The organism is Aggregatibacter sp. HK296 (assembly GCF_980469475.1).
The window spans coordinates 47,623-66,401 of sequence record NZ_OZ413142.1 but is presented as its reverse complement, the minus strand read 5'-3'; the positions used below and the strand labels follow the sequence as shown (position 1 = coordinate 66,401).

Annotated in this window: 24 protein-coding genes and 4 pseudogenes; 10 read left to right on the top strand and 18 right to left on the bottom strand. The window is 41.9% G+C overall.

Translation table 11 applies throughout. From position 1 onward, the window contains the following. The first annotated feature begins 25 nt into the window (after positions 1–25). Positions 26–643, top strand: coding sequence for a MarC family protein (locus tag AC30SH_RS00390; RefSeq protein ID WP_048749193.1), 618 nt, complete (start codon positions 26–28; stop codon positions 641–643). A gap of 51 nt (positions 644–694) precedes the next feature. On the opposite strand, the pseudogene AC30SH_RS00385 reads toward AC30SH_RS00390, so the two are convergent. The 10 genes and pseudogenes from AC30SH_RS00385 to AC30SH_RS00340 all read right to left on the bottom strand — a co-directional run. After that, positions 695–877 (bottom strand): annotated as a pseudogene (locus AC30SH_RS00385) (IS3 family transposase); the annotation flags it as partial. A gap of 15 nt (positions 878–892) precedes the next feature. After that, positions 893–1,108 (bottom strand): annotated as a pseudogene (locus tag AC30SH_RS00380) (DDE-type integrase/transposase/recombinase); the annotation flags it as partial. 236 nt (positions 1,109–1,344) lie between these two features. After that, positions 1,345–1,710 carry a transposase gene (locus AC30SH_RS00375; RefSeq protein WP_489581949.1) on the bottom strand — a complete coding sequence of 122 codons (366 nt, stop codon included), beginning with the start codon at positions 1,708–1,710 and terminating at the stop codon, positions 1,345–1,347. A gap of 87 nt (positions 1,711–1,797) precedes the next feature. Further along, the gene (locus AC30SH_RS00370) at positions 1,798–2,616 is read right to left on the bottom strand and encodes a DUF4189 domain-containing protein (RefSeq protein ID WP_006719837.1); all 819 of its coding nucleotides are present in this window, start codon (positions 2,614–2,616) and stop codon (positions 1,798–1,800) included. A 217-nt stretch (positions 2,617–2,833) separates the two neighbouring features. Continuing rightward, positions 2,834–3,124 (bottom strand): annotated as a pseudogene (locus tag AC30SH_RS00365) (YqhA family protein); the annotation flags it as partial. Between the two features lie 195 nt (positions 3,125–3,319). Continuing rightward, positions 3,320–3,724: a DUF4189 domain-containing protein gene (locus AC30SH_RS00360; RefSeq protein ID WP_489581948.1), complete on the bottom strand. Its 405-nt coding sequence runs from the start codon at positions 3,722–3,724 to the stop codon at positions 3,320–3,322. A gap of 202 nt (positions 3,725–3,926) precedes the next feature. Next, positions 3,927–4,925, bottom strand: a complete 999-nt coding sequence (locus AC30SH_RS00355; RefSeq protein WP_489581947.1) for a DUF4424 family protein — start codon at positions 4,923–4,925, stop codon at positions 3,927–3,929. A gap of 129 nt (positions 4,926–5,054) precedes the next feature. Beyond that, a complete protein-coding gene (locus AC30SH_RS00350) occupies positions 5,055–5,615 on the bottom strand; it encodes a DUF4189 domain-containing protein (protein ID WP_489581946.1) in 561 nt (186 codons plus the stop codon). A gap of 88 nt (positions 5,616–5,703) precedes the next feature. Continuing rightward, positions 5,704–5,946, bottom strand: a complete 243-nt coding sequence (locus AC30SH_RS00345) for a DUF6636 domain-containing protein (protein WP_489581945.1) — start codon at positions 5,944–5,946, stop codon at positions 5,704–5,706. A 295-nt stretch (positions 5,947–6,241) separates the two neighbouring features. Then, entirely contained in the window at positions 6,242–6,640 is a 399-nt protein-coding gene (locus AC30SH_RS00340) for a hypothetical protein (protein ID WP_212510149.1), read from the bottom strand. Positions 6,641–6,906: 266 nt separating this feature from the next. On the opposite strand from AC30SH_RS00340, the pseudogene AC30SH_RS00335 reads away from it, so the two are divergent. Further along, positions 6,907–7,221: pseudogene (locus AC30SH_RS00335) on the top strand (pyrimidine dimer DNA glycosylase/endonuclease V); the annotation flags it as partial. 138 nt (positions 7,222–7,359) lie between these two features. Here the strand turns inward: AC30SH_RS00335 and AC30SH_RS00330 are convergent. The 8 genes from AC30SH_RS00330 to rpe all read right to left on the bottom strand — a co-directional run bounded on the left by AC30SH_RS00330 (position 7,360) and on the right by rpe (position 13,373). Next, positions 7,360–8,217 carry a cysteine ABC transporter substrate-binding protein gene (locus AC30SH_RS00330; RefSeq protein ID WP_479747212.1) on the bottom strand — a complete coding sequence of 286 codons (858 nt, stop codon included), beginning with the start codon at positions 8,215–8,217 and terminating at the stop codon, positions 7,360–7,362. Continuing rightward, entirely contained in the window at positions 8,201–8,965 is a 765-nt protein-coding gene (locus AC30SH_RS00325) for an amino acid ABC transporter ATP-binding protein (protein WP_005699182.1), read from the bottom strand. Before AC30SH_RS00325 ends, AC30SH_RS00330 begins: the two co-directional genes overlap by 17 nt. 18 nt (positions 8,966–8,983) lie before the next feature. After that, positions 8,984–9,652 (bottom strand): amino acid ABC transporter permease, encoded by a 669-nt coding sequence (locus AC30SH_RS00320; RefSeq protein ID WP_489581944.1) that lies wholly within the window; start codon positions 9,650–9,652, stop codon positions 8,984–8,986. Next, positions 9,642–10,301, bottom strand: coding sequence for an amino acid ABC transporter permease (locus AC30SH_RS00315; protein WP_006719856.1), 660 nt, complete (start codon positions 10,299–10,301; stop codon positions 9,642–9,644). The genes AC30SH_RS00320 and AC30SH_RS00315 overlap by 11 nt, the downstream gene beginning before the upstream one ends. A gap of 174 nt (positions 10,302–10,475) precedes the next feature. Further along, the gene (locus AC30SH_RS00310; protein ID WP_249113875.1) at positions 10,476–10,649 is read right to left on the bottom strand and encodes a hypothetical protein; all 174 of its coding nucleotides are present in this window, start codon (positions 10,647–10,649) and stop codon (positions 10,476–10,478) included. Between the two features lie 246 nt (positions 10,650–10,895). Then, entirely contained in the window at positions 10,896–11,900 is a 1,005-nt protein-coding gene (gene trpS / locus AC30SH_RS00305) for a tryptophan--tRNA ligase (protein WP_212510152.1), read from the bottom strand. 121 nt (positions 11,901–12,021) lie between these two features. Continuing rightward, complete coding sequence (locus tag AC30SH_RS00300; protein WP_314886392.1) at positions 12,022–12,696, bottom strand: phosphoglycolate phosphatase; 675 nt, start codon at positions 12,694–12,696, stop codon at positions 12,022–12,024. 2 nt (positions 12,697–12,698) lie between these two features. Next, complete coding sequence (gene rpe / locus AC30SH_RS00295) at positions 12,699–13,373, bottom strand: ribulose-phosphate 3-epimerase (protein ID WP_212510154.1); 675 nt, start codon at positions 13,371–13,373, stop codon at positions 12,699–12,701. 154 nt (positions 13,374–13,527) lie between these two features. Here rpe and ftsB point away from each other — a divergent pair, with 154 nt between their 5' ends. The 8 genes from ftsB to nlpD are packed head-to-tail and all read left to right on the top strand — an operon-like array spanning position 13,528 to position 18,740. Beyond that, positions 13,528–13,806 carry a cell division protein FtsB gene (ftsB, locus tag AC30SH_RS00290; protein ID WP_212510155.1) on the top strand — a complete coding sequence of 93 codons (279 nt, stop codon included), beginning with the start codon at positions 13,528–13,530 and terminating at the stop codon, positions 13,804–13,806. Next, positions 13,806–14,501 carry a 2-C-methyl-D-erythritol 4-phosphate cytidylyltransferase gene (gene ispD, locus AC30SH_RS00285; protein WP_314886391.1) on the top strand — a complete coding sequence of 232 codons (696 nt, stop codon included), beginning with the start codon at positions 13,806–13,808 and terminating at the stop codon, positions 14,499–14,501. The genes ftsB and ispD overlap by 1 nt, the downstream gene beginning before the upstream one ends. Further along, positions 14,498–14,977, top strand: coding sequence for a 2-C-methyl-D-erythritol 2,4-cyclodiphosphate synthase (ispF, locus tag AC30SH_RS00280; protein ID WP_212510157.1), 480 nt, complete (start codon positions 14,498–14,500; stop codon positions 14,975–14,977). The genes ispD and ispF overlap by 4 nt, the downstream gene beginning before the upstream one ends. After that, positions 14,974–15,984, top strand: coding sequence for a tRNA pseudouridine(13) synthase TruD (gene truD, locus AC30SH_RS00275; RefSeq protein ID WP_489582386.1), 1,011 nt, complete (start codon positions 14,974–14,976; stop codon positions 15,982–15,984). Before ispF ends, truD begins: the two co-directional genes overlap by 4 nt. Positions 15,985–15,998: 14 nt before the next feature. Beyond that, complete coding sequence (gene surE / locus AC30SH_RS00270) at positions 15,999–16,739, top strand: 5'/3'-nucleotidase SurE (RefSeq protein ID WP_212510158.1); 741 nt, start codon at positions 15,999–16,001, stop codon at positions 16,737–16,739. Positions 16,740–16,766: 27 nt separating this feature from the next. Beyond that, on the top strand, positions 16,767–17,342 hold the full coding sequence (locus AC30SH_RS00265; RefSeq protein WP_212510159.1) for a YqaA family protein: 576 nt from the start codon (positions 16,767–16,769) through the stop codon (positions 17,340–17,342). 13 nt (positions 17,343–17,355) lie between these two features. Next, the gene (locus AC30SH_RS00260; protein WP_006719878.1) at positions 17,356–17,544 is read left to right on the top strand and encodes a lipoprotein; all 189 of its coding nucleotides are present in this window, start codon (positions 17,356–17,358) and stop codon (positions 17,542–17,544) included. An 11-nt stretch (positions 17,545–17,555) separates the two neighbouring features. Beyond that, positions 17,556–18,740, top strand: a complete 1,185-nt coding sequence (gene nlpD / locus AC30SH_RS00255) for a murein hydrolase activator NlpD (RefSeq protein ID WP_212510160.1) — start codon at positions 17,556–17,558, stop codon at positions 18,738–18,740. Positions 18,741–18,779 lie beyond the last annotated feature (39 nt).

Genomic DNA, 18,779 nt, shown 5'->3' with positions numbered 1-18,779 from the left:
TTCCACTTTTTTCTCGGAGTTGCCAATGTTTGATTCTCTCGTCGTTCAATTTGTGGTGCTGTGGGCGGTCATCGATCCAATCGGTTCTATTCCCGTTTATTTAACCAAAACAGTGGGCCTTTCAGTGGAAGATCGCCGCAAAATCGCGTTAAAAGCAGTCATGATTTCCGCCGGTATTTTGATTTTCTTCCTCATCGCCGGACAAGCCTTGTTAGAAGCCATGCAAATTCCCCTCACCGCCTTCCAAATTGCCGGTGGTTTGGTGTTATTGCTGTTCGCTTTGACCATGATTTTCGGTGAAGGCAAACCGGAACAAGAAATTAAACTTTCATCCAATCTTAACGAACTGGCTGTCTATCCGTTAGCCGTACCGTCTATTGCCTCGCCCGGCGCGATGATGGCAATTGTGTTACTCACCGACAACCATCGTTTCAGCCTGTTCGATCAAACCATGACAACCTTAATCATGCTTTCTGTATTGTTGATCACCTATCTTTTATTCCTCGCCGCCAACCGCATTCAACGCTGGATTGGTAACACCGGTGCGGCGGTGATTAGTCGGGTGATGGGGTTAATTTTAGCCGCGGTTGCTATTAACAATATGTTGGTGGGCATTCGTGATTTCTTTACGCAAATGAGTTAATCGATTTATTTTCTACAAAGTGATCTGCCCCCAAAAAGTTGGACAGGTTAGTTAACTTAAATATTGAGCTCGGTATTGCACTGGGCTTAATCCTTTTAAATCAAGTTTAATTCGTTCTTGATTGTAATACACCAAATATTCTTCAATTTCAGCCTGTAATTCAGCGATTGAATGATAGCTCCGTGAATAAAAACACTCTGATTTTAGTATCGCAAAAAAACTTTTAATCACCGCATTGTCGTAGCAATTTCATCGGTGGCTCATACTTTGAACCGCTTTACCTTCCAACATCTTTACCCATTCCGCCGAGCCATACAATACGCCTTGGTCGCTATGAATAATCGGGCATTCTGTCGGTTTAAGCCGACTAAGCCCTTGTTCTAGCATACCTTTCACCAATGAAAACTTCGGGCGTGTTGCAAAGTTATAGGCAATAATTTCTCGGTTAGCCAAGTCCATCAACGGTGAAAAATAAAGCTTTTCTTGCCCAACATGAAATTCCGTTACATCCGTTACCCATTTGGCGTAATTTAAATGTCACGGGGCGATAACCATCTCGTTTTCTGTTCTTTTTGTACAGCGATAAGATAGTCTCTTTTACCTCGTGATAATTTCGCTTAATCTCTTTATAGTAAAAGCTTGAGCGAGGCATTTTAGCCACATGAAGTAAATTATTTAACACATAGTCTGGCTTCAATCTTTCAATGATTTTTCTTTTTCTGTCGTTGTTTTTGACGGTCGAGCGCCTCCAACTCCTTTAGGTAAGCAATCTCCGCACGAGCCAAGGCGAGCTCTCGTTGTAACTTTCTAAACGCTTTAGGTGAAAAGTCTGTGGTTTCCGGGATTTCAATGTCTTTCTTTTTCATCTTTGACTTCACTATTTTCGGGGTTTGAAGGTTTGTATGAGGCGATTTTACGCCATCAAGCCCTCTTTCCCGAAATGCTTTTAGCCAATAAATGACGAGAGCGTGGGAAATTTTATGAAGTTTAGCCACCTCACGGATACCATAATCCTGTTCGGTGACGAGTTTGATAATTTTCAAACGAAATTGATAAGGGTAGGACATAATCTGCACCTCAAATTAGGTGTCCAGGTTTTGAGGTGCAGATCAAAAGTGCGGTCAGATTTGACCGCACTTTGAAAATATTATTTACTATTTAAGTACATTACCATCTAATGCTACGTTAAATGCTTTTCCGCCTTTAATTCCTGGTATGATGACTTGAGGACTATCAAAGTTACAAGTTTTATCTCTAAGCATATCACACGGTAGGGCGCAAAGCGAAGGGGCTGGGCTAGGCTTACAAGATGAGCCCCCTTTCGCTTGGCAATTTTCAACCGCCATTTCTTTAGCGTGCTCAGGAATAATGCTATTTCCGAAGTAATCTCTCATACCTCTACTATCTCGACCACTAGCTAACCCTAAACACATATTACTTATACCAATCACTAATTGGCAGTCTTTGCCACCATACTCTTGACATTGTTTTAGTGAATCTTGTTTGGCTTGCTCAAGAGTACTATAAGCTGCATCAGAAGCCCACATCATTTGATTTATTTCTGGAGTGCGAACAATTGCAGCCCATAATCTAGGTTTAATTTTGCGTTTTTTTAGTTCTTCTGGTGTAGCAATTTTTACTGCTTCTTGATACTCACCACAACCAAATTCTTTTTCAATGTCTCCAAACCCTGTGGCATCTCTAATAGATGTGATTTTATGGCTTGCATCCGTAAATACATAAGTCCATGTATGACCACCAGTATATACTTTTTCTGTTGTTAGAAAGATTGTTCTAGAGTTTCTGCCAACTTCATAGGTTTGTAAATCATAAAGAGCAAGTCGATAAGCGTGAATATAACTTCTTTCATTGTCTTTAAAGCATTGATAAGATTCATCTGGCAAACGTTTTCGAGCAAAAAACTCATAGTCTTCTTTACCATGCCAGTATAAAGTGTCTAATGGGTTATACATTGTTGAGCAACTTGTTAAAAAGAGTGTGAACGCAACTAGACAAACTAGCTTAATCTTATGAGATAACATGAGATATATTTCCTTATTAAAAGATAAAGATACGTGATAATAATATAGTAATTTGCTCAGGTTATCAGCTTTTATTGTAAGTATAAAGTGAATATTTTTATAGGTTTAAATAAAAAAAGTGCGGTCAATTTTGACCGCACTTTGTGTATTAATGGTTTTTGTGGCTTGTACTGTACAGAATTTTGTCGGTATAAGCCATCGCAATTGCTGAAATCAAGAAAGCAAAATGAATAATTACTTCCCACATAATTGTTTTTTCAGGAATTTTTGAGGCATTCACAAAGGTTTGCAATAAGTGAATAGACGAAATGCTGATAATTGACATAGAAAGTTTAACTTTCAGCACGGTCGCATTCACATGGCCCCAATGATAGCGCCAGCGTCCACGCTGGTGCTGTTTAATAAAAATATTGTGAATTTTACTCATAACCATCGGCAGAGCCAATATTCAAAATTCTTTGAATTTTTTGACCGCACTTTTAGTTGATAGGCACAAGCGAGGACGCTTGCGCCATCGTGGGGGTTTTTGCAGAAACTGAAACGGATAAAGCACATAAAGCCAATGTAAGTAATTTTTTCATAATAATCCTTTTGTTAGGGCGTATTTGATACGCCCTACATTGATTTTCAGCGTTTATTGATACATATAGTATTTATAATGCGCGTCTAATTGACGAATTTCAATTTGGCAGTTTTTAGCTTTGCTGGCTTGGCAATTTAATAACGCTTCTTGTTCAACTGTGCCACAGATGCCAGAACGAGAGAAGAAGTAAGTCCAATTCCCGTTTTTATCTTTTGACGATGCCATAGCAAGACAGCCATTTAATTGTGTTGCTGCTCCTTCGCATTCTCCTCGTTCTGCTTTTTCACAGTGTAATCTTGCATCCATGATAGCCGTAGATTCGCCTAAAAAACCGGTTGACCATCCCCAATCTCCAGTGGCTTTATTGATGGCAATGGCAGCATAGTAGTCAGAACCTACGGGTGGCCCTACTTGCGCATTTGAATATCCCCCTTGCGGAGGGGCTGAATTATACATAATCATCCTTCCATCAGGACCAATAATTCGACACGTTCCAGTTGCTGGATCAAATTGCCCACCACAGCTATTCGCATAGGAGGTGAAAGCAAGCATCATTAATGGAATTAGCCAGTATTTTTTCATTTTGGATTCCTTGTGAAAAATTCTGTGAGGTTTATCTTCTCTTTATGGTAAAAGCATATCGTTTAGTAATAAGTTTCTACTCAACAAACCTTGCATCTACACCATATAGCACATCTAAATCATGTTGTGGTAAGAAGTCTTTTTCTTTTACTTGATATTGCACAACTTTGTCATTTTGCAGCACTTTTTTCACCTCGCCTTTACCTTTCCAACAGAAAGAAATAATCTGATCTTTTGGTCTTTCAATGGTAAGCGTAAAATCCGCAATAGGTTTTGCCCAGTTTGCTCCAGTTTTGAGAATATAACCTAGCTCACAGTAGTATATCCCTTGATTAGATTTTGCTTTTACTGATTTTTTAAATGATGGATCAATACAAAAGGTATCGGCAAACTTTTTATAATTCACGAGCTCAGGAAGTCCCATACCACCCCCGACTAGAGGGGCATATTCGTGCTGAATTTGAGTAATCGAATTGGCTTTAAAGGTTTGTTGCCAGCTATAAATAATTTGTCCGCCCCAAGTGATATCTTCGCTATCCTCAGAGTCTTTGTATGAATATTTAGCAAGACGTGGATCCTGACATTTCAAGATTTTCTCATCTGCAGAATCAGATTTACGTAACCAAGGCTCCATTAACTCTTCTTCAGTTAAACCACAGGCACGAAGAATCTCTGTGACATCGTGAGAAATAAATTCTCTTTTCTCTGCATCATCTGCATTTTTGGTTTCATAAAAGAACGCGCGTACATGAGTTGTCGGTTTGATTTCTTTGCCATTCACATAAATCTTAAACGAATTGATTAAACTTTGGGTGTGAGCAAAATCACCGTAATCGTGCAGTATGACTTCCGGTAATGGGAATAGCACCGTCTCAGTAATGTCTTTATCGGTCAGATTGCGATATTCATATTCCACCTTAATTTTATCTTGGCTGATAAATAGGTTTTCTTTTTGCATCGCAATGTGCTCATTCTTAATATATTCCACACCACCAGTAGAGACGGTTCCCGTACTGTCGTTAGCTTGAGCCATAAATGGAAGACAAAGAATCGTTAAGAGAAGAGACTTTTTCATGATTGGTGTTCCTTGTAAAAAGTGAGAAAAATTTGACCGCTCTTGTAGCAAGAAGATTAAAGTAGTATGAGCTTTTACAATTCACGCACGAGTGTGTATAACAGCCGTGCGTGAATGTCTCCCTATAAGCTAGTTTCTTAATAGCGGTTCAACCAAGTATTGATACTCAGAATCAAGCTGGCGGATTTCAATTTTACAGTTTTTAGCTTTGCTTGCTCGACAGTTTGATAGTGCTTCTTTTTCAACTGAGCCGCAAGTTCCCGAATTTGATAAGAAATAAGACCAGCTACCATTTTTGCCTCTAGATGATGCCATTGCAAGACAACCATTGAGTTGTGTTGCCGTAGCTTCACATGGGCCATTTCCTGCTTTTTCACAGTTATTTTTGGCATCTTCGATAGCAGAAAATTCAGTCAAAGTACCTGTTGACCATCCCCAATCACCAGTATTTCTATTCACAGCGATTGCAGCGTAAGAAGGGATGGGTTGGCTAGGGGCGTTTGAGTAGTCATCACTTGAATACCCTCCGGAATATCCACTTTGAGGTGGAGCTGAGTTATACAGGATCATTTTTCCGTCAGGACCAATAATTCGGCAGGTTCCACTGGCAGGATCAAATTGCCCGCCACAGCTATTGGCATAGGGGGATCCAATAAGTATCATCAATGGGATTAACCAATATTTTTTCATTTTTATTCCTTGTAAAAAGTGAGAAAAATTTGACCGCTCTTGTGGTAAGGCAATTAACGTATTGTGTATTTTTCAAATACGCTACAAACTAAAATAATTTTTGTTTTGCTTGGCTAATTTTAAAACCGTGTTTTTCTTGGTTTGAGCAAGTAACTGAATCACCAGACGCAGTACATTGCCAACCTTTGCCTTTAATTGTTTCGCCGTCTTTTAAGATCTGAGAGTATGGTACAGCGGGGGTATCACTGGCACAAACAAGTGAGGCTTTTCCTGTAGCGCCAACAGAAAATAGCTCGCCCCATTCTAATTCACAATCTTTCGGACGCGGCAAAATCGGTTTTCCTTTGATTTTAGTAACACATTCAACTTTGGGGTTTAGGTCAGGAATATCGCCAGAGCAATAAATAGCATCATTAGCAGTGCGGAAACTGATAAAAGAGTCTGAGTTTTATGCTGTTTCTATTTGCGGGGTTAAGGCAAAGCTAGAAACAGAGAAAGTACATAAAGCGAATACAAATAATTTTTTCATGTTGAATTCCTTGTTGAATGGCGAAATTGGTAAAATTTCTACAAAATTTAACCGCTTGCAAACCCTTTTGAATTGCTAAGTTATGAGTTTACTTGTTTTATTTCTTACAATAAAGGTAGGATAACAAACTTAACAATAATGGGCATAAAAAATAAATATAAACCGATGAGGTTTGGAACATACCATCATAATTGGTGCCTTGTAGCGCATTCAAATCAAATAAATATTTCCCGAATACTCCAACTTTCGCCATCCATAGCAACATCGCAAAGCTGCGATAAAAACGTTGAAAAATAGCAAAAAAGAGATAGCTGAAACTAGTAATGGCAATAAGTCTAAAATAGATATTAATAGAATGATTTAGACTATTAGCTACAGGGTCGTTTAACGTTAAATCATAACCACTAACTTGCAACCAATGCACGCCAAATTTGTGCCATAAATAAGCACTAAATAACAGCATGGCGAAATGCGTTAAAAAGAGTAGGATTCTCATTTGGAATGTCTCAAAAGTATGAAATATTTTTTATGGTATCTTCTTTATTCACTTTAAATTATGAATATTGCTCTTGTGGACCATAATAAGTTGTTAAGGTTAGGACGATCGTACTGTTTATTTTGAATAGATCAATACTTTATTAAAATGCTCAGATAAATATCTTTTTTGAAATGCTTGAATATTTATTCTTTTAAAGAGATAAGTAAATCATAGACAAATACCTTTACGCCCCGTACTATGTTCCTTTTTATTTGGTATGACTTATGACTCGAATTAATCTTGTTCCACCTGAGGAGCTTTGTGATCAGCATCTTTTAGCTGAACATCGTGAATTAACCCGCATTCCTAATGCCGTGGCGAAAGGTAAATTTCATTTGAAAGGACAGCCTACGGAATATAAATTAGGTGAAGGGCATGTGCGTTTTTTCTTTAATAAATTGGCGTTTTTAAAGAAACGGTATGATGCATTGCATGCGGAATGTAAGGCGCGAGGCTTTAACGTACAATATATTTGGAATGAAATGTTACCTGATGATCCAAGTTTATGGTTGGACTATGAAGCCACAGAGGCGGCGTTATAGATTAATCGGGAACGTATTCAGGAAAGAATGCCATTAAAGGCGAGATTTACACCACATCTTCCAAAGAGTGGTCAAAAATAAAGGAGTTTTCACTTCCCCTGTGGGGAAATTACAGGGGAAGTGAATTGGGTTAAATTATTTATATTCAACCACGATATCGCTTTCGTTTACGGTATCCCCATAAACTGGCAATAAAGTTTTTTCGTAAGCTTGTTTTAAACGACCATCTTTGCCTAAGGTTTGGATTTCGTTATTTAACCAATTTAACAATTCAGGTGCATCTTTGCGAACAGCTGGTGCAATAACATCTTGATCACCAAAGTTTTTTACGCCTACGGTATAACCTGGATTTTGTTTTGCCCAAGCGAATAAGAAGGTATTGTCGTTAGATAAGGCATCACCACGGCCATCACGTAAGGCTTCAAAGGTTTCTGTATTTTGTTCGAATTTCAATAACTTCACATCTGGATAGTTTTTGGTAAAGAAAATATCAGCCGTGGTACCTTTATCTACAATTAAAGTTTTGCCTTTTAATTGTTCAAGATCAGTAATGACTGAGCCATCTTTTGAAACGACACCGAGTGCCACTTTCATATATGGATTAGCAAAATCTACCACTTCTTTACGAGCAGGTGTCACAGTAAAGTTAGCTAAGATAATATCAACTTTCTTAGAAAGTAAGTATTCAGCACGGTTTGCGGCATCCACTAAAACAAACTCTACTTTGTTTTCGTCACCTAATAAGTCTTTACCGATCTCTTTACCAATTTCGACATCAAAGCCTTGGCTTTTACCTTGCGCATCCACATAACCAAATGGTGGTTTATCGCTAAATACACCAATGCGCACTTTGCCATCTTTTTGTATTTGCTCAAGGCTTGAGATTGTTTTTGCTCCGTCTTTAGCTAGTTCTTTATCATTACACGCGGTTAAGCCAAATGCTAAGGTGGCAGTGGCTAAAAGTGCGGTCAATGTTTTAAATGTTTTCTTCATAGTTTGTCCCTCTCGGTTCATAATTTAAGATATTTAAGAATGTTTTCGCACGATCCGTGGTTGGATTCGTGAAGAAATCTTCCGGTTTTGCCTGTTCAATGATTTGCCCTTTATCCATAAACACAATGCGGTTAGCTACTTGACGGGCGAAGTTCATTTCATGGGTAACGATGAGCATCGTCATACCATCTTTAGCGAGACCTAAAATCACATCAAGTACTTCGCGTACCATTTCAGGGTCAAGGGCAGCAGTGACTTCATCGAACAGAATAATTTCAGGGTTCATGCAAAGTGAACGCACAATAGCAATTCGCTGTTTTTGCCCACCTGATAATTCACGCGGATAGGCATTTTTTCGGTCATATAGACCTACACGTTTAAGTAACTCATCGGCTTGTTTTTCAGCTTCTGCGCGATCGCGTTTTTGTACTTTTAAAGGACCGAGTAAAATATTGTCAATTACTGATAAATGAGCGAAGAGTTCATAACTTTGGAATACCATCCCAATGCGTTGACGTGCTTTGACCCAAGGAATGTCTTTACCTAACTCTCCAGCATTTTGAAGCAAAATCTGACCGCTCTTTATTTCTTCTAATCCATTTAGGCAGCGTAAAAAAGTACTTTTACCACAACCCGATGGACCTAAAATAACGACAACTTCGCCTTTCTCTATAGAAAGATTGATGCCTTTGAGTGCTTCTACATCACCGTAATTTTTGACGAGGTTTTTAATTTCTAATAACGCCATGTGTTTTCCTAATTAAAATTAACTTTCCCAACGGGTTTCTAAATAACGGGAAAATAAGGATAGCGGGTAACAAATCACAAAATATAAACCGAAAATGACACCGTAAATCCAAAGCGCCGCCGATTGATTACTAAATAATAAATGCTCAATAATTTGTTGACCGACTTTAATTACTTCAACCACACCAATTAACATCGCCAAAGAGCTGGTTTTTACCATACGAGTAAAGAGGTTAATAGCACTTGGTGTCACACGCTTTAAACTTTGCGGAAGTAAAATATACACAAAGGTTTGAAACGGCGTTAAGCCCAGAGCGTAGGCTGATTCCACTTGATGTTTTTCAATGGAAGTTAATGCACCACGCACTAAATCCCCCATTTCTGCTGTTCCCCAGAAAATAAACACCAAAATACATACAGAAACGCCATCTAAGTGAATATCAAACCATTTTGCTAAACCGAAATAAGCGAGAAAAAGTAATACTAATAATGGAATGATGCGTACAAATTCTAAATAAAAGCTGCAAATGGCTTTGATAATTGGGTTTCTGTTCGTCATGATTACGCCAAAAATCACGCCTAAAATACAGGCGAAGAAGACAGAAATGAACGCAATTTCAGCCGTCACGCATAAACCGTTAAGCAAGCGTTCAATGTTGCTACCTTGGAATAATAACTCAAGCCCCATATTTTGCTCTCCGAGTCCGGCGTTCTAAATAACTGATGAACAGAGACATCGGTAATAGAATGATCAAATAAAACACCACTAATAAAAATAAGGCCTCATTGGTTTTGTAATCGAGCCCGATGACTTCTTTCGCTACAAACATCAGTTCGGCTACGGCAACGGCACTGATCACTGAGGTTTCTTTCATTAAGAACAAGCAATTTGCGCCGATTGCAGGTGTCGCAATCGCAAAGGCCTGTGGGAAAATCACATAGCGAAAAGCTTGAAAAGGGGTTAGACCAATACTTAAGGCTGATTCAATTTGCCCTTTTGATACCGCTTCCAGACCTCCGCGAATAGCTTCTGCCATATAGCTTCCACCTAAAAATGCCAGGCCGATAATGCCGCAAGTAAACCCATCTAATTTCAGACCAATTTTAGAAAGCCCAAAATAGAGAAAAAATACTTGAATTAATAAAGGCGTATTGCGAGAAAGCTCGATATAGCCTTTTACTAGCCAAGTTAATGATTTGACTTTGTAGGTGGTAATCACCGCACAAATCACACCAATTACCAGCGACAATAAAATACCCCAAAAGGCGAGATGAAGTGTCATCAGCATGGCATGAACAAAACGTGGTGTGGCACTTAAAATATAATCCCAATTCATTTTTCATGATTTAATCGTTTGCGTGGCGATATAGTAAAAAATTTTGAATCGGTGAGAAAAGAATGGAAAGTTATTACCTATAATGAAATGTAATAAGCAGCGGGTTTTAAATGAAATAAATGGTGGTTAGGAATGAAAAAAACGGGGCTTTATTCAGCCCCGTCGTTGTTTATTTTAATCACGTTTCGCAATAAGTGCGGTTGGTTCTTCGTCTGTTTTTGGTTCATCTTGTATTTCAGCAGGTTTATCTTGAATAGACATGGCTGATTTTAAACTGTCTTGACGAATTTTTTCCGCTGCTGCTTTGTCGCCAACACATAAGACGCCTCCGATGGCGCAAGCGTCCACTCTTGTGCCAATTTTCCTAAGGATTAATCAATGAACAAACGCCTTACAAAACCCTCTTACGTTGGAAATATCGTCGTATCCGGTGATGGCGTAATTACATCCTAAAATTCTCTATTTTTTTATCACGATGAAAAAGTGCGGTCAAAATTTACAGTGGATTTTCACCGCACTTTTTGTTTGCCTTTAGCTTTTCCCTTGAAATAAAAAAGCGGCTTTAACGCCGCTTTTGTTTTTGTGTGGAATGACTTACTTCGCACCAATAAACCCAATGGCGTCATACACTTTCGCTAACGTTTCTTGTGCGCGTGCTTTGGCTTTTTCCGCACCGTCTTTAGCAATTTGGAGGAGTAATTCCTCGTTGTTGCGGAAATGGTGGTAACGTGCTTGCAACGTAGTCAACATGGCGGAAACTTCGTCGGCGACAGCACCTTTTAAGTGACCATACATTTTGCCTTCAAATTCCTGCTCAAGTTCTGCAATAGTTTTGCCGCTCACGCCAGAGAGAATATCGAGAAGATTGGACACGCCCGCTTTATTTTTCACGTCATAACGAATCACCGGCGGCTCATCGGAGTCGGTTACCGCGCGTTTGATTTTCTTCGCAACCGCTTTCGGGTCTTCTAATAAGCCGATAACGTTGTTGCGGTTTTCGTCCGATTTAGACATTTTCTTTTCCGGTTCCAACAAGGACATCACGCGCGCACCTGCTTTTGGGATAAACACTTCCGGCACAGCAAAGTGCGGTCCGTATAAGGAATTAAAACGTTGCGCGATGTCGCGGGTGATTTCCAAATGTTGTTTTTGGTCTTCGCCCACTGGTACTTGGTTGGCTTGGTAAAGCAAAATATCAGCCGCCATTAAGACCGGATAAGTGAACAAACCTACGTTGATGTTTTCTGCATAACGGGCGGATTTGTCTTTAAACTGGGTCATACGACCCATTTCGCCGAAATATGTGTAGCAGTTTAACACCCAAGCCAATTGCGCGTGTTCCGGCACATGAGATTGAATGAAAATCGTGGATTTTGCCGGGTCGATACCGCAGGCTAAATATAATGCCAACACGTCCAAGGTGGCTTTGCGTAATGCCACCGGATCTTGGCGTACGGTGATGGCGTGTTGATCCACGATACAGAACAGGCATTCGTAGTCATCCTGCATTTTCACCCACTGACGCAACGCACCGAGGTAGTTACCGATAGTCAATTCACCTGATGGCTGTACGCCGCTGAACACGATAGGTTTGGTCATTTTTACATCCTTAATTTTTAAATCTTATTATTGATAGCGCAAGCGTCCACGCTTGTGCTGTAGCCAAAATTAAATAAAGGCACAAACGTGGACGTTTGCGCCATCCATTCAGAAGAATCAATCAAACAAGCGTCAATAGCTCCGCGAAATCCTCAAAGACCCAATCCGGATGGGATTCAGAGATTGGAATATTGTAGTTGTAACCGTAGGTTAATCCCACCACCGGGCAACCGGCATTATGGGCAGCAATAATATCGTTGCGGGAATCGCCGACGAACAGCACTTGTTTCGGGTATAAACCGAATTTGCCGCATAAATAGAACAGCGGGCCCGGGTGAGGTTTGATGGCCGGTAAAGATTGTCCGCCCAACACTTCATCGAATAAGTCTTCAATGCCGAAAGCCTTTAACACAGGGCGGGTATGTTGGGTCGGTTTGTTGGTAACCACAGCCAAACGGTAACCTTTGGCTTTGAGTTTCTGCAAAGTCTCTTTCACGTGAGGGAATAAACGGCTGCGGTTACAGATATTTTCGCCGTAAAAGACATTAAAACGCTCTTTTAATGTGGCAGTTTGGCCTTCTGTCAAGGTTTTGCTCGATTGTGCCGTTGCCCATTCCAATGCGCGAGCAATTAAAATCTGCGCGCCGTTGCCAATCCAAGTGAGCACCAACGTTTCAGGCGCTTGTGGCAAATCAAATTCTGCTAATGCTGAATTTACAGATAGCGACAAATCAGGCAGACTGTCCACCAACGTGCCATCCAAATCAAAACCGATTAATTTAAACTGTCCTGTCATGCTTATTTTCCTACTGCGGCTAACTGTTGACGCATTTCATCAATGACTTTTTTATAGTCCGGTTGATCGAAAATCGCCGAACCAGCAACGAACATATCCGCACCGGCACGGGCAATTTCTGCAATATTGCTCACTTTCACGCCGCCATCCACTTCTAAACGAATATCCAATCCGCTCTCATCAATACGTTTTCTTGCCTGTTTTAGTTTTTCTAAGGTTGCCGGAATGAAAGATTGTCCGCCAAAGCCCGGATTCACCGACATCAATAAAATAATATCCACTTTGTCCATCACATAATCTAAATAGCTTAACGGCGTTGCCGGGTTAAATACTAAACCGGATTTACAGCCGTTATCACGGATAAGTTGCAAAGTGCGGTCGATATGCTCAGAGGATTCCGGGTGGAAGGTAATGTAGCTGGCACCCGCTTTGGCAAAATCCGGGATAATGCGATCCACCGGTTTCACCATCAAATGCACATCAATCGGCGCAGTAATACCATAATTGCGTAAGGCTTTGCACACGGCAGGCCCGAAAGTTAAATTCGGGACATAATGGTTATCCATCACATCAAAATGAACGACATCACCACCGCACTTTAAGACATTTTCCACATCTTCACCCAAACGCGCTAAGTCAGCAGAAAGAATGGAAGGAGCAATTAAATAGGGTTTCATGAGCACCTCACAGGCTATTAAAAATTGCCTTATCTTACTACGATACACCTCAATTTTTAAGAAATTATTCGGCGCAGGGCGGGCAATATCGCATTTTGGTGCAATTCAAGGTAAACTAGGCGCAATTTTTTTCGATTCGATTTACCGGTTTTTTATGCGCTTATTTCTCTCTTTATTATTCGCGGTTTTGGTACTGTTCCAATACGATTTTTGGTTCGGCAAAAACGGCTATTGGGATTATAAAAACACCACCAAAGAAATCGCCATCCATCAACAGGAAAATGAAAAACTTTCCCAACGAAATCAAATCATTGCTGCAGAAATTAAAGACTTAAAAGAAGGGGTGGATGCCATTGAAGAACGCGCCCGTTTACAGCATGAAATGGTGAAACCAAACGAAACTTTCTATCACATCGTCAAAGAACATAAATAATGACCTCAAATCGCAAGATTATCGCCGTTGTGCCGGCGGCCGGCATTGGCAGTCGGATGCAGGCGAACAAACCGAAACAATACCTTCCTATTCACGGACAACCTATTTTGCAGCACACCCTAAACGTGCTGCTCTCTTATCCGCACATCAGTCAAATCGTGTTGGCAGTGGCTGCCGACGATCCTTATATTGCTCAACTTAATCTGACACAAAACCCCAAAATGACGTTGGTCGAAGGTGGAGAAACCCGTGCGGATTCGGTGTTAAACGGATTAAAAGCAATACAAAATGCCGGCACGGATGTTTGGGTGATGGTACATGATGCGGCACGTCCTTGCTTAACGCACGGCGATTTAGACAAATTACTTCAAATTGAGGATGATAACGGCGCAATTTTGGCGATTCCGGCGACGGATACCATCAAGCGCGCTCTGCCTTCACAACAAATTGCCCACACCGAAGATCGCAGTCAACTTTGGTTGGCGCAAACGCCACAATTTTTCCGCGCAGAGTTATTACGAAATGCGTTAATCCACGCCCAACAGCAACAGCTTGCGGTGACTGACGAAGCCTCTGCCATGGAACTCGCAGGATTTCAACCGCACTTGGTGGCGGGACGTAGCGATAATATTAAAGTCACCCGCCCGGAAGATTTGGCGTTGGCGGAATTTTATTTAATGAGGAAGACAAAATGATACGAATCGGCCATGGTTTTGACGTTCATGCTTTCGGTACCGACAACCCGCTCATTATCGGCGGCGTCACCATTCCCTTTGACAAAGGCTTTATCGCCCATTCCGACGGCGATGTGGCGCTCCATGCACTGACCGATGCCTTGCTTGGCGCGGTCGCTTTGGGCGATATCGGCAAGCTGTTCCCTGACACGGATATGCAATACAAAGGCGCAGACAGCCGCGTGTTATTGCGCGAGGCGTACCGTCAAGTACAGGCAAAAGGCTATGTCGTAGGCAATGTAGATGTAACCATTATCGCCCAAGCGCCAAAAATGCGCCCACACATTGACGCCATGCGTGCCCTCATTGCGCAGGATTTAACCGTTGATATCGAACAAGTGAATGTCAAAGCCACCACCTCGGAAAAACTGGGCTTTACCGGTCGCGGTGAAGGCATTGCCTGCGAAGCCGTGGCATTGTTGGTATGCAAACCATGATGGATTTAGCCTATTTGCAAAAAACACCGCCAAAACAGACCGCACTTTTAAAAGCGGAATGTGCAGATTTTGTGGTGAAAGAACAACTCGGCTACGACATGAGTGGCGATGGCGAATTTGTCGCTGTAAAAGTACGTAAAACCGATTGCAACACCTTGTTTGTGGGCGAGCAACTGGCGAAATTTGCCGGCATTTCCGCGCGCAATATGAGCTACGCCGGTTTGAAAGATCGCAAGGCTGTTACCGAGCAATGGTTCAGTCTGCAAATGCCCGGGCAACCAACACCGGATTTCAGTCAATTTTCCCTCGAGGGTGTAGAAATTCTCGACGTCACCCGCCACCAACGCAAAATTCGTATCGGCAGCTTACAAGGCAACCATTTTGAGATTTTGCTCCGCAACGCTGAAGAAACCGACGAACTCAAAGTGCGGTTAGATTTTCTGGCAAAAAACGGCTTCCCAAATTATTTCACCGAACAACGTTTTGGCCGTGATGGCAATAACTTAACCCAGGCGTTACGCTGGGCAAACGGCGAAATTAAAGTCAAAGATCGTCATAAACGCAGTTTTTATCTTTCCGCCGCACGCAGCGAAATTTTCAATTTAATCGTGTCCAAACGAATGGAATTAGACTTGGCTCAGCAAATTTTGATCGGTGATGTTTTGCAACTGAGCGGTTCACACAGTTGGTTTATGGTGGATAAATCGGAAGATTTAGCGCAATTACAACAACGTTTGGTGCAACAAGATGTTTTGCTCACCGCGCCACTTATCGGCGAAGAAGAGAAAAGTGCGGTGGATTTTGAAAATGAAATTTTCGCCCAACATCAAGCGTTATTCGCGTTAATGCGCCAAGAACGTATGAAAGCGGCACGCCGCCCAATATTAATGCAACCCCAGCAATTCCAATGGCAATTTGAACCAAACGGCTTGCGACTTCAATTTGATTTACCGGCGGGCAGTTATGCCACTGCGCTTATTCGCGAACTGGTCAACGTAGAAAATTAAAACACAGGAAGAATATGAATATTTTATTGAGTAACGACGACGGCATTCATGCCCCAGGCATTCGCGCCATGGCAGACGCCTTACGCAATATCGCCAACGTCACCATTGTGGCACCGGACAGCAACCGCAGTGCCGCCTCAAGTTCGTTAACCTTAGTGAAACCATTACAACCGTTACATTTGGAAAATGGCGATTATTGCGTTAACGGTACGCCCGCTGATTGCGTTCACATTGCGCTCAACGGTTTTCTTTCCGGACGCATCGATTTAGTAGTATCCGGCATTAACGCCGGCGCAAATTTGGGTGATGACGTATTGTATTCCGGTACCGTGGCCGCCGCCTTTGAAGGGCGTCATCTTGGCTTGCCGTCTATTGCGGTATCTCTTGATGGCCGTCAACATTTTGAAACGGCAGCCCGTGTGGTATGCGAACTCGTCCCTAAATTACATTCTCAATTATTGGGCAAACACGAAATTCTCAATATTAATGTGCCGGATGTGCCTTATGAAGAACTCAAAGGCATTAAAGTCTGCCATTTGGGTTACCGTTCTTCTTCCGCCGAAGTCATTAAACAACAAAGCCCCCGTGGCGAAGATATTTATTGGATCGGGCTGAGCGGATTGCCGGAATATGAGGGCGAAGGCACGGATTTTCATGCGGTAAAAAACGGCTATGTGTCCATCACACCAATACAAGTCGATATGACGGCACACCATTCAATGAAGGCTTTACAACATTGGTTAGAAAGTGAATAATTTCGTCTTTCAACATAAGGAAAGTAAATGAATTTGTTTGGCGCAATGTACGATAAAACCATGGCTTGGTCGAAACACCGTTTCGCCCCATTTTGGTTATCGTTTGTCAGTTTTATTGAGGCAATTTTCTTCCCCATTCCGCCGGATGTCATGCTTATCCCAATGTCCATGTCAAAACCGCAAAGTGCGATGAAATTTGCCTTATTTACGGCGATTGCTTCCGTGTTGGGCGGTATCATCGGTTATGCATTGGGTTATTATGCGTTTGATTTTGTAGAACATTATATTAACCAATGGGGATATCAATCACATTGGCAAACCGCTATTCAATGGTTTGAAAAATGGGGCATTTTAGTGGTGTTTGTAGCTGGGTTCTCACCAATTCCTTACAAGGTTTTCACCATTTGTGCCGGCGTGATGCAAATGGCATTTTTACCCTTTGTCATCACCGCGTTTATTTCCCGCGCGGCAAGATTTCTATTAGTCGCCAAATTAGCGGCTTGGGGCGGCGAGAAATTTGCAGCTAAACTGCGCAAATCCATTGAAGTCATCGGTTGGTCAGTGGTGCTTTTAGCTGTTGTCGCTTATTTTATTTTACGTTAATCAAGGTTATAAAATGAAAAAATCAATTTTATTATTGTCTATGGTATTAACTCTCGCGGCCTGTTCTTCTGATGATGCTCGCAAAGACGAAAATTCACTTCCGCCGGGCATTATGCAACCGGTAGAAGGCACCGGCGCTATCGCAGGCGGTAGTTGGATGCCAGAAATTCAACAACAACGTATGCCAACAAATATGCAATAAGGAATACCTCCATGAAAAAATCCTTTTTACTTTTACCAATTACCCTTGCTGTTCTTACAGCTTGTAGCTCAGATTCTCCAGCCCCGGTAGAAAGTGCCGATGGCACATTATCACCGGGCATGATGCAGCCGGTTGACAGCCCATCTATGGGCGGGAATGCCACTTGGGAACCACAAATTCAACAAAGTAGCATACCCAACAGCATGAATACGCCAATGCCTCAAGCACCGGCACAATCTGCGCCACAGCCAAATTTCCAACCAACTTATCAACCGCAACCGGCACCAAAACCACAATCAGCGCCGGTAGTGCAAAATAAACCGCAACAAACTTCTCAGGATTTCACGATTCCGCGCAATCCAACCACCAACGCACCGGATTACAGCCAAATTAACAAAGGCTTCTACAAAGGTAACACTTACACCGTGCGCAAAGGCGATACCATGTTCCTTATCGCGTACATTTCCGGTTTGGATGTGAAAGAATTGGCGGCTTTAAATAATATGAAGGAACCTTACAATTTAAGCGTAGGGCAAACCTTGAAAGTGTCTAACGGACGTACTCAAAGCGTGACACAACCTGCTGTTGCGCCTCAACCACAAGCGCCAGTTCAACAACCGGTAAGCAGTGAGCCAACCGTTACTTACACGCCGGGTGCAAATGGCACACAATATGGTTCTGATGGCACTATCACCGGCCCGGTAAAAGCCACCGCAGGTGGTTTACCGCCGGTAAACACCGCACCGGTAAATCAACCAGTACAAGTTCAAAACCAACCTGTGGCAAGCCAACCAATCCCACAAGACAATGCACCGGTCGCCTCCACCATTGCTTGGCGCTGGCCAACAAGTGGTAATGTCGTTCAAGGCTTCTCCAGCTCCGATGGCGGCAATAAAGGGATTGATATTGGCGGTTCTCGTGGTCAAGCCGTTAACGCTGCGGCAGGTGGCCGTGTCGTTTACGCCGGCAATGCACTCCGCGGTTACGGAAATCTTATCATCATCAAACACAACGACGATTTCCTCAGTGCCTATGCCCATAACGACAGCATCTTAGTGAAAGATCAGCAAGAAGTGAAAGCCGGCCAACAAATCGCCAAAATGGGTAACACCGGCACCAACGATGTAAAACTTCACTTTGAAATTCGCTACAAAGGCAAATCTGTGGATCCAACACGTTATTTACCACGTCGTTAATTTCAAGCGATAAAACCAAAAGTGCGGTCAGAAATTTAA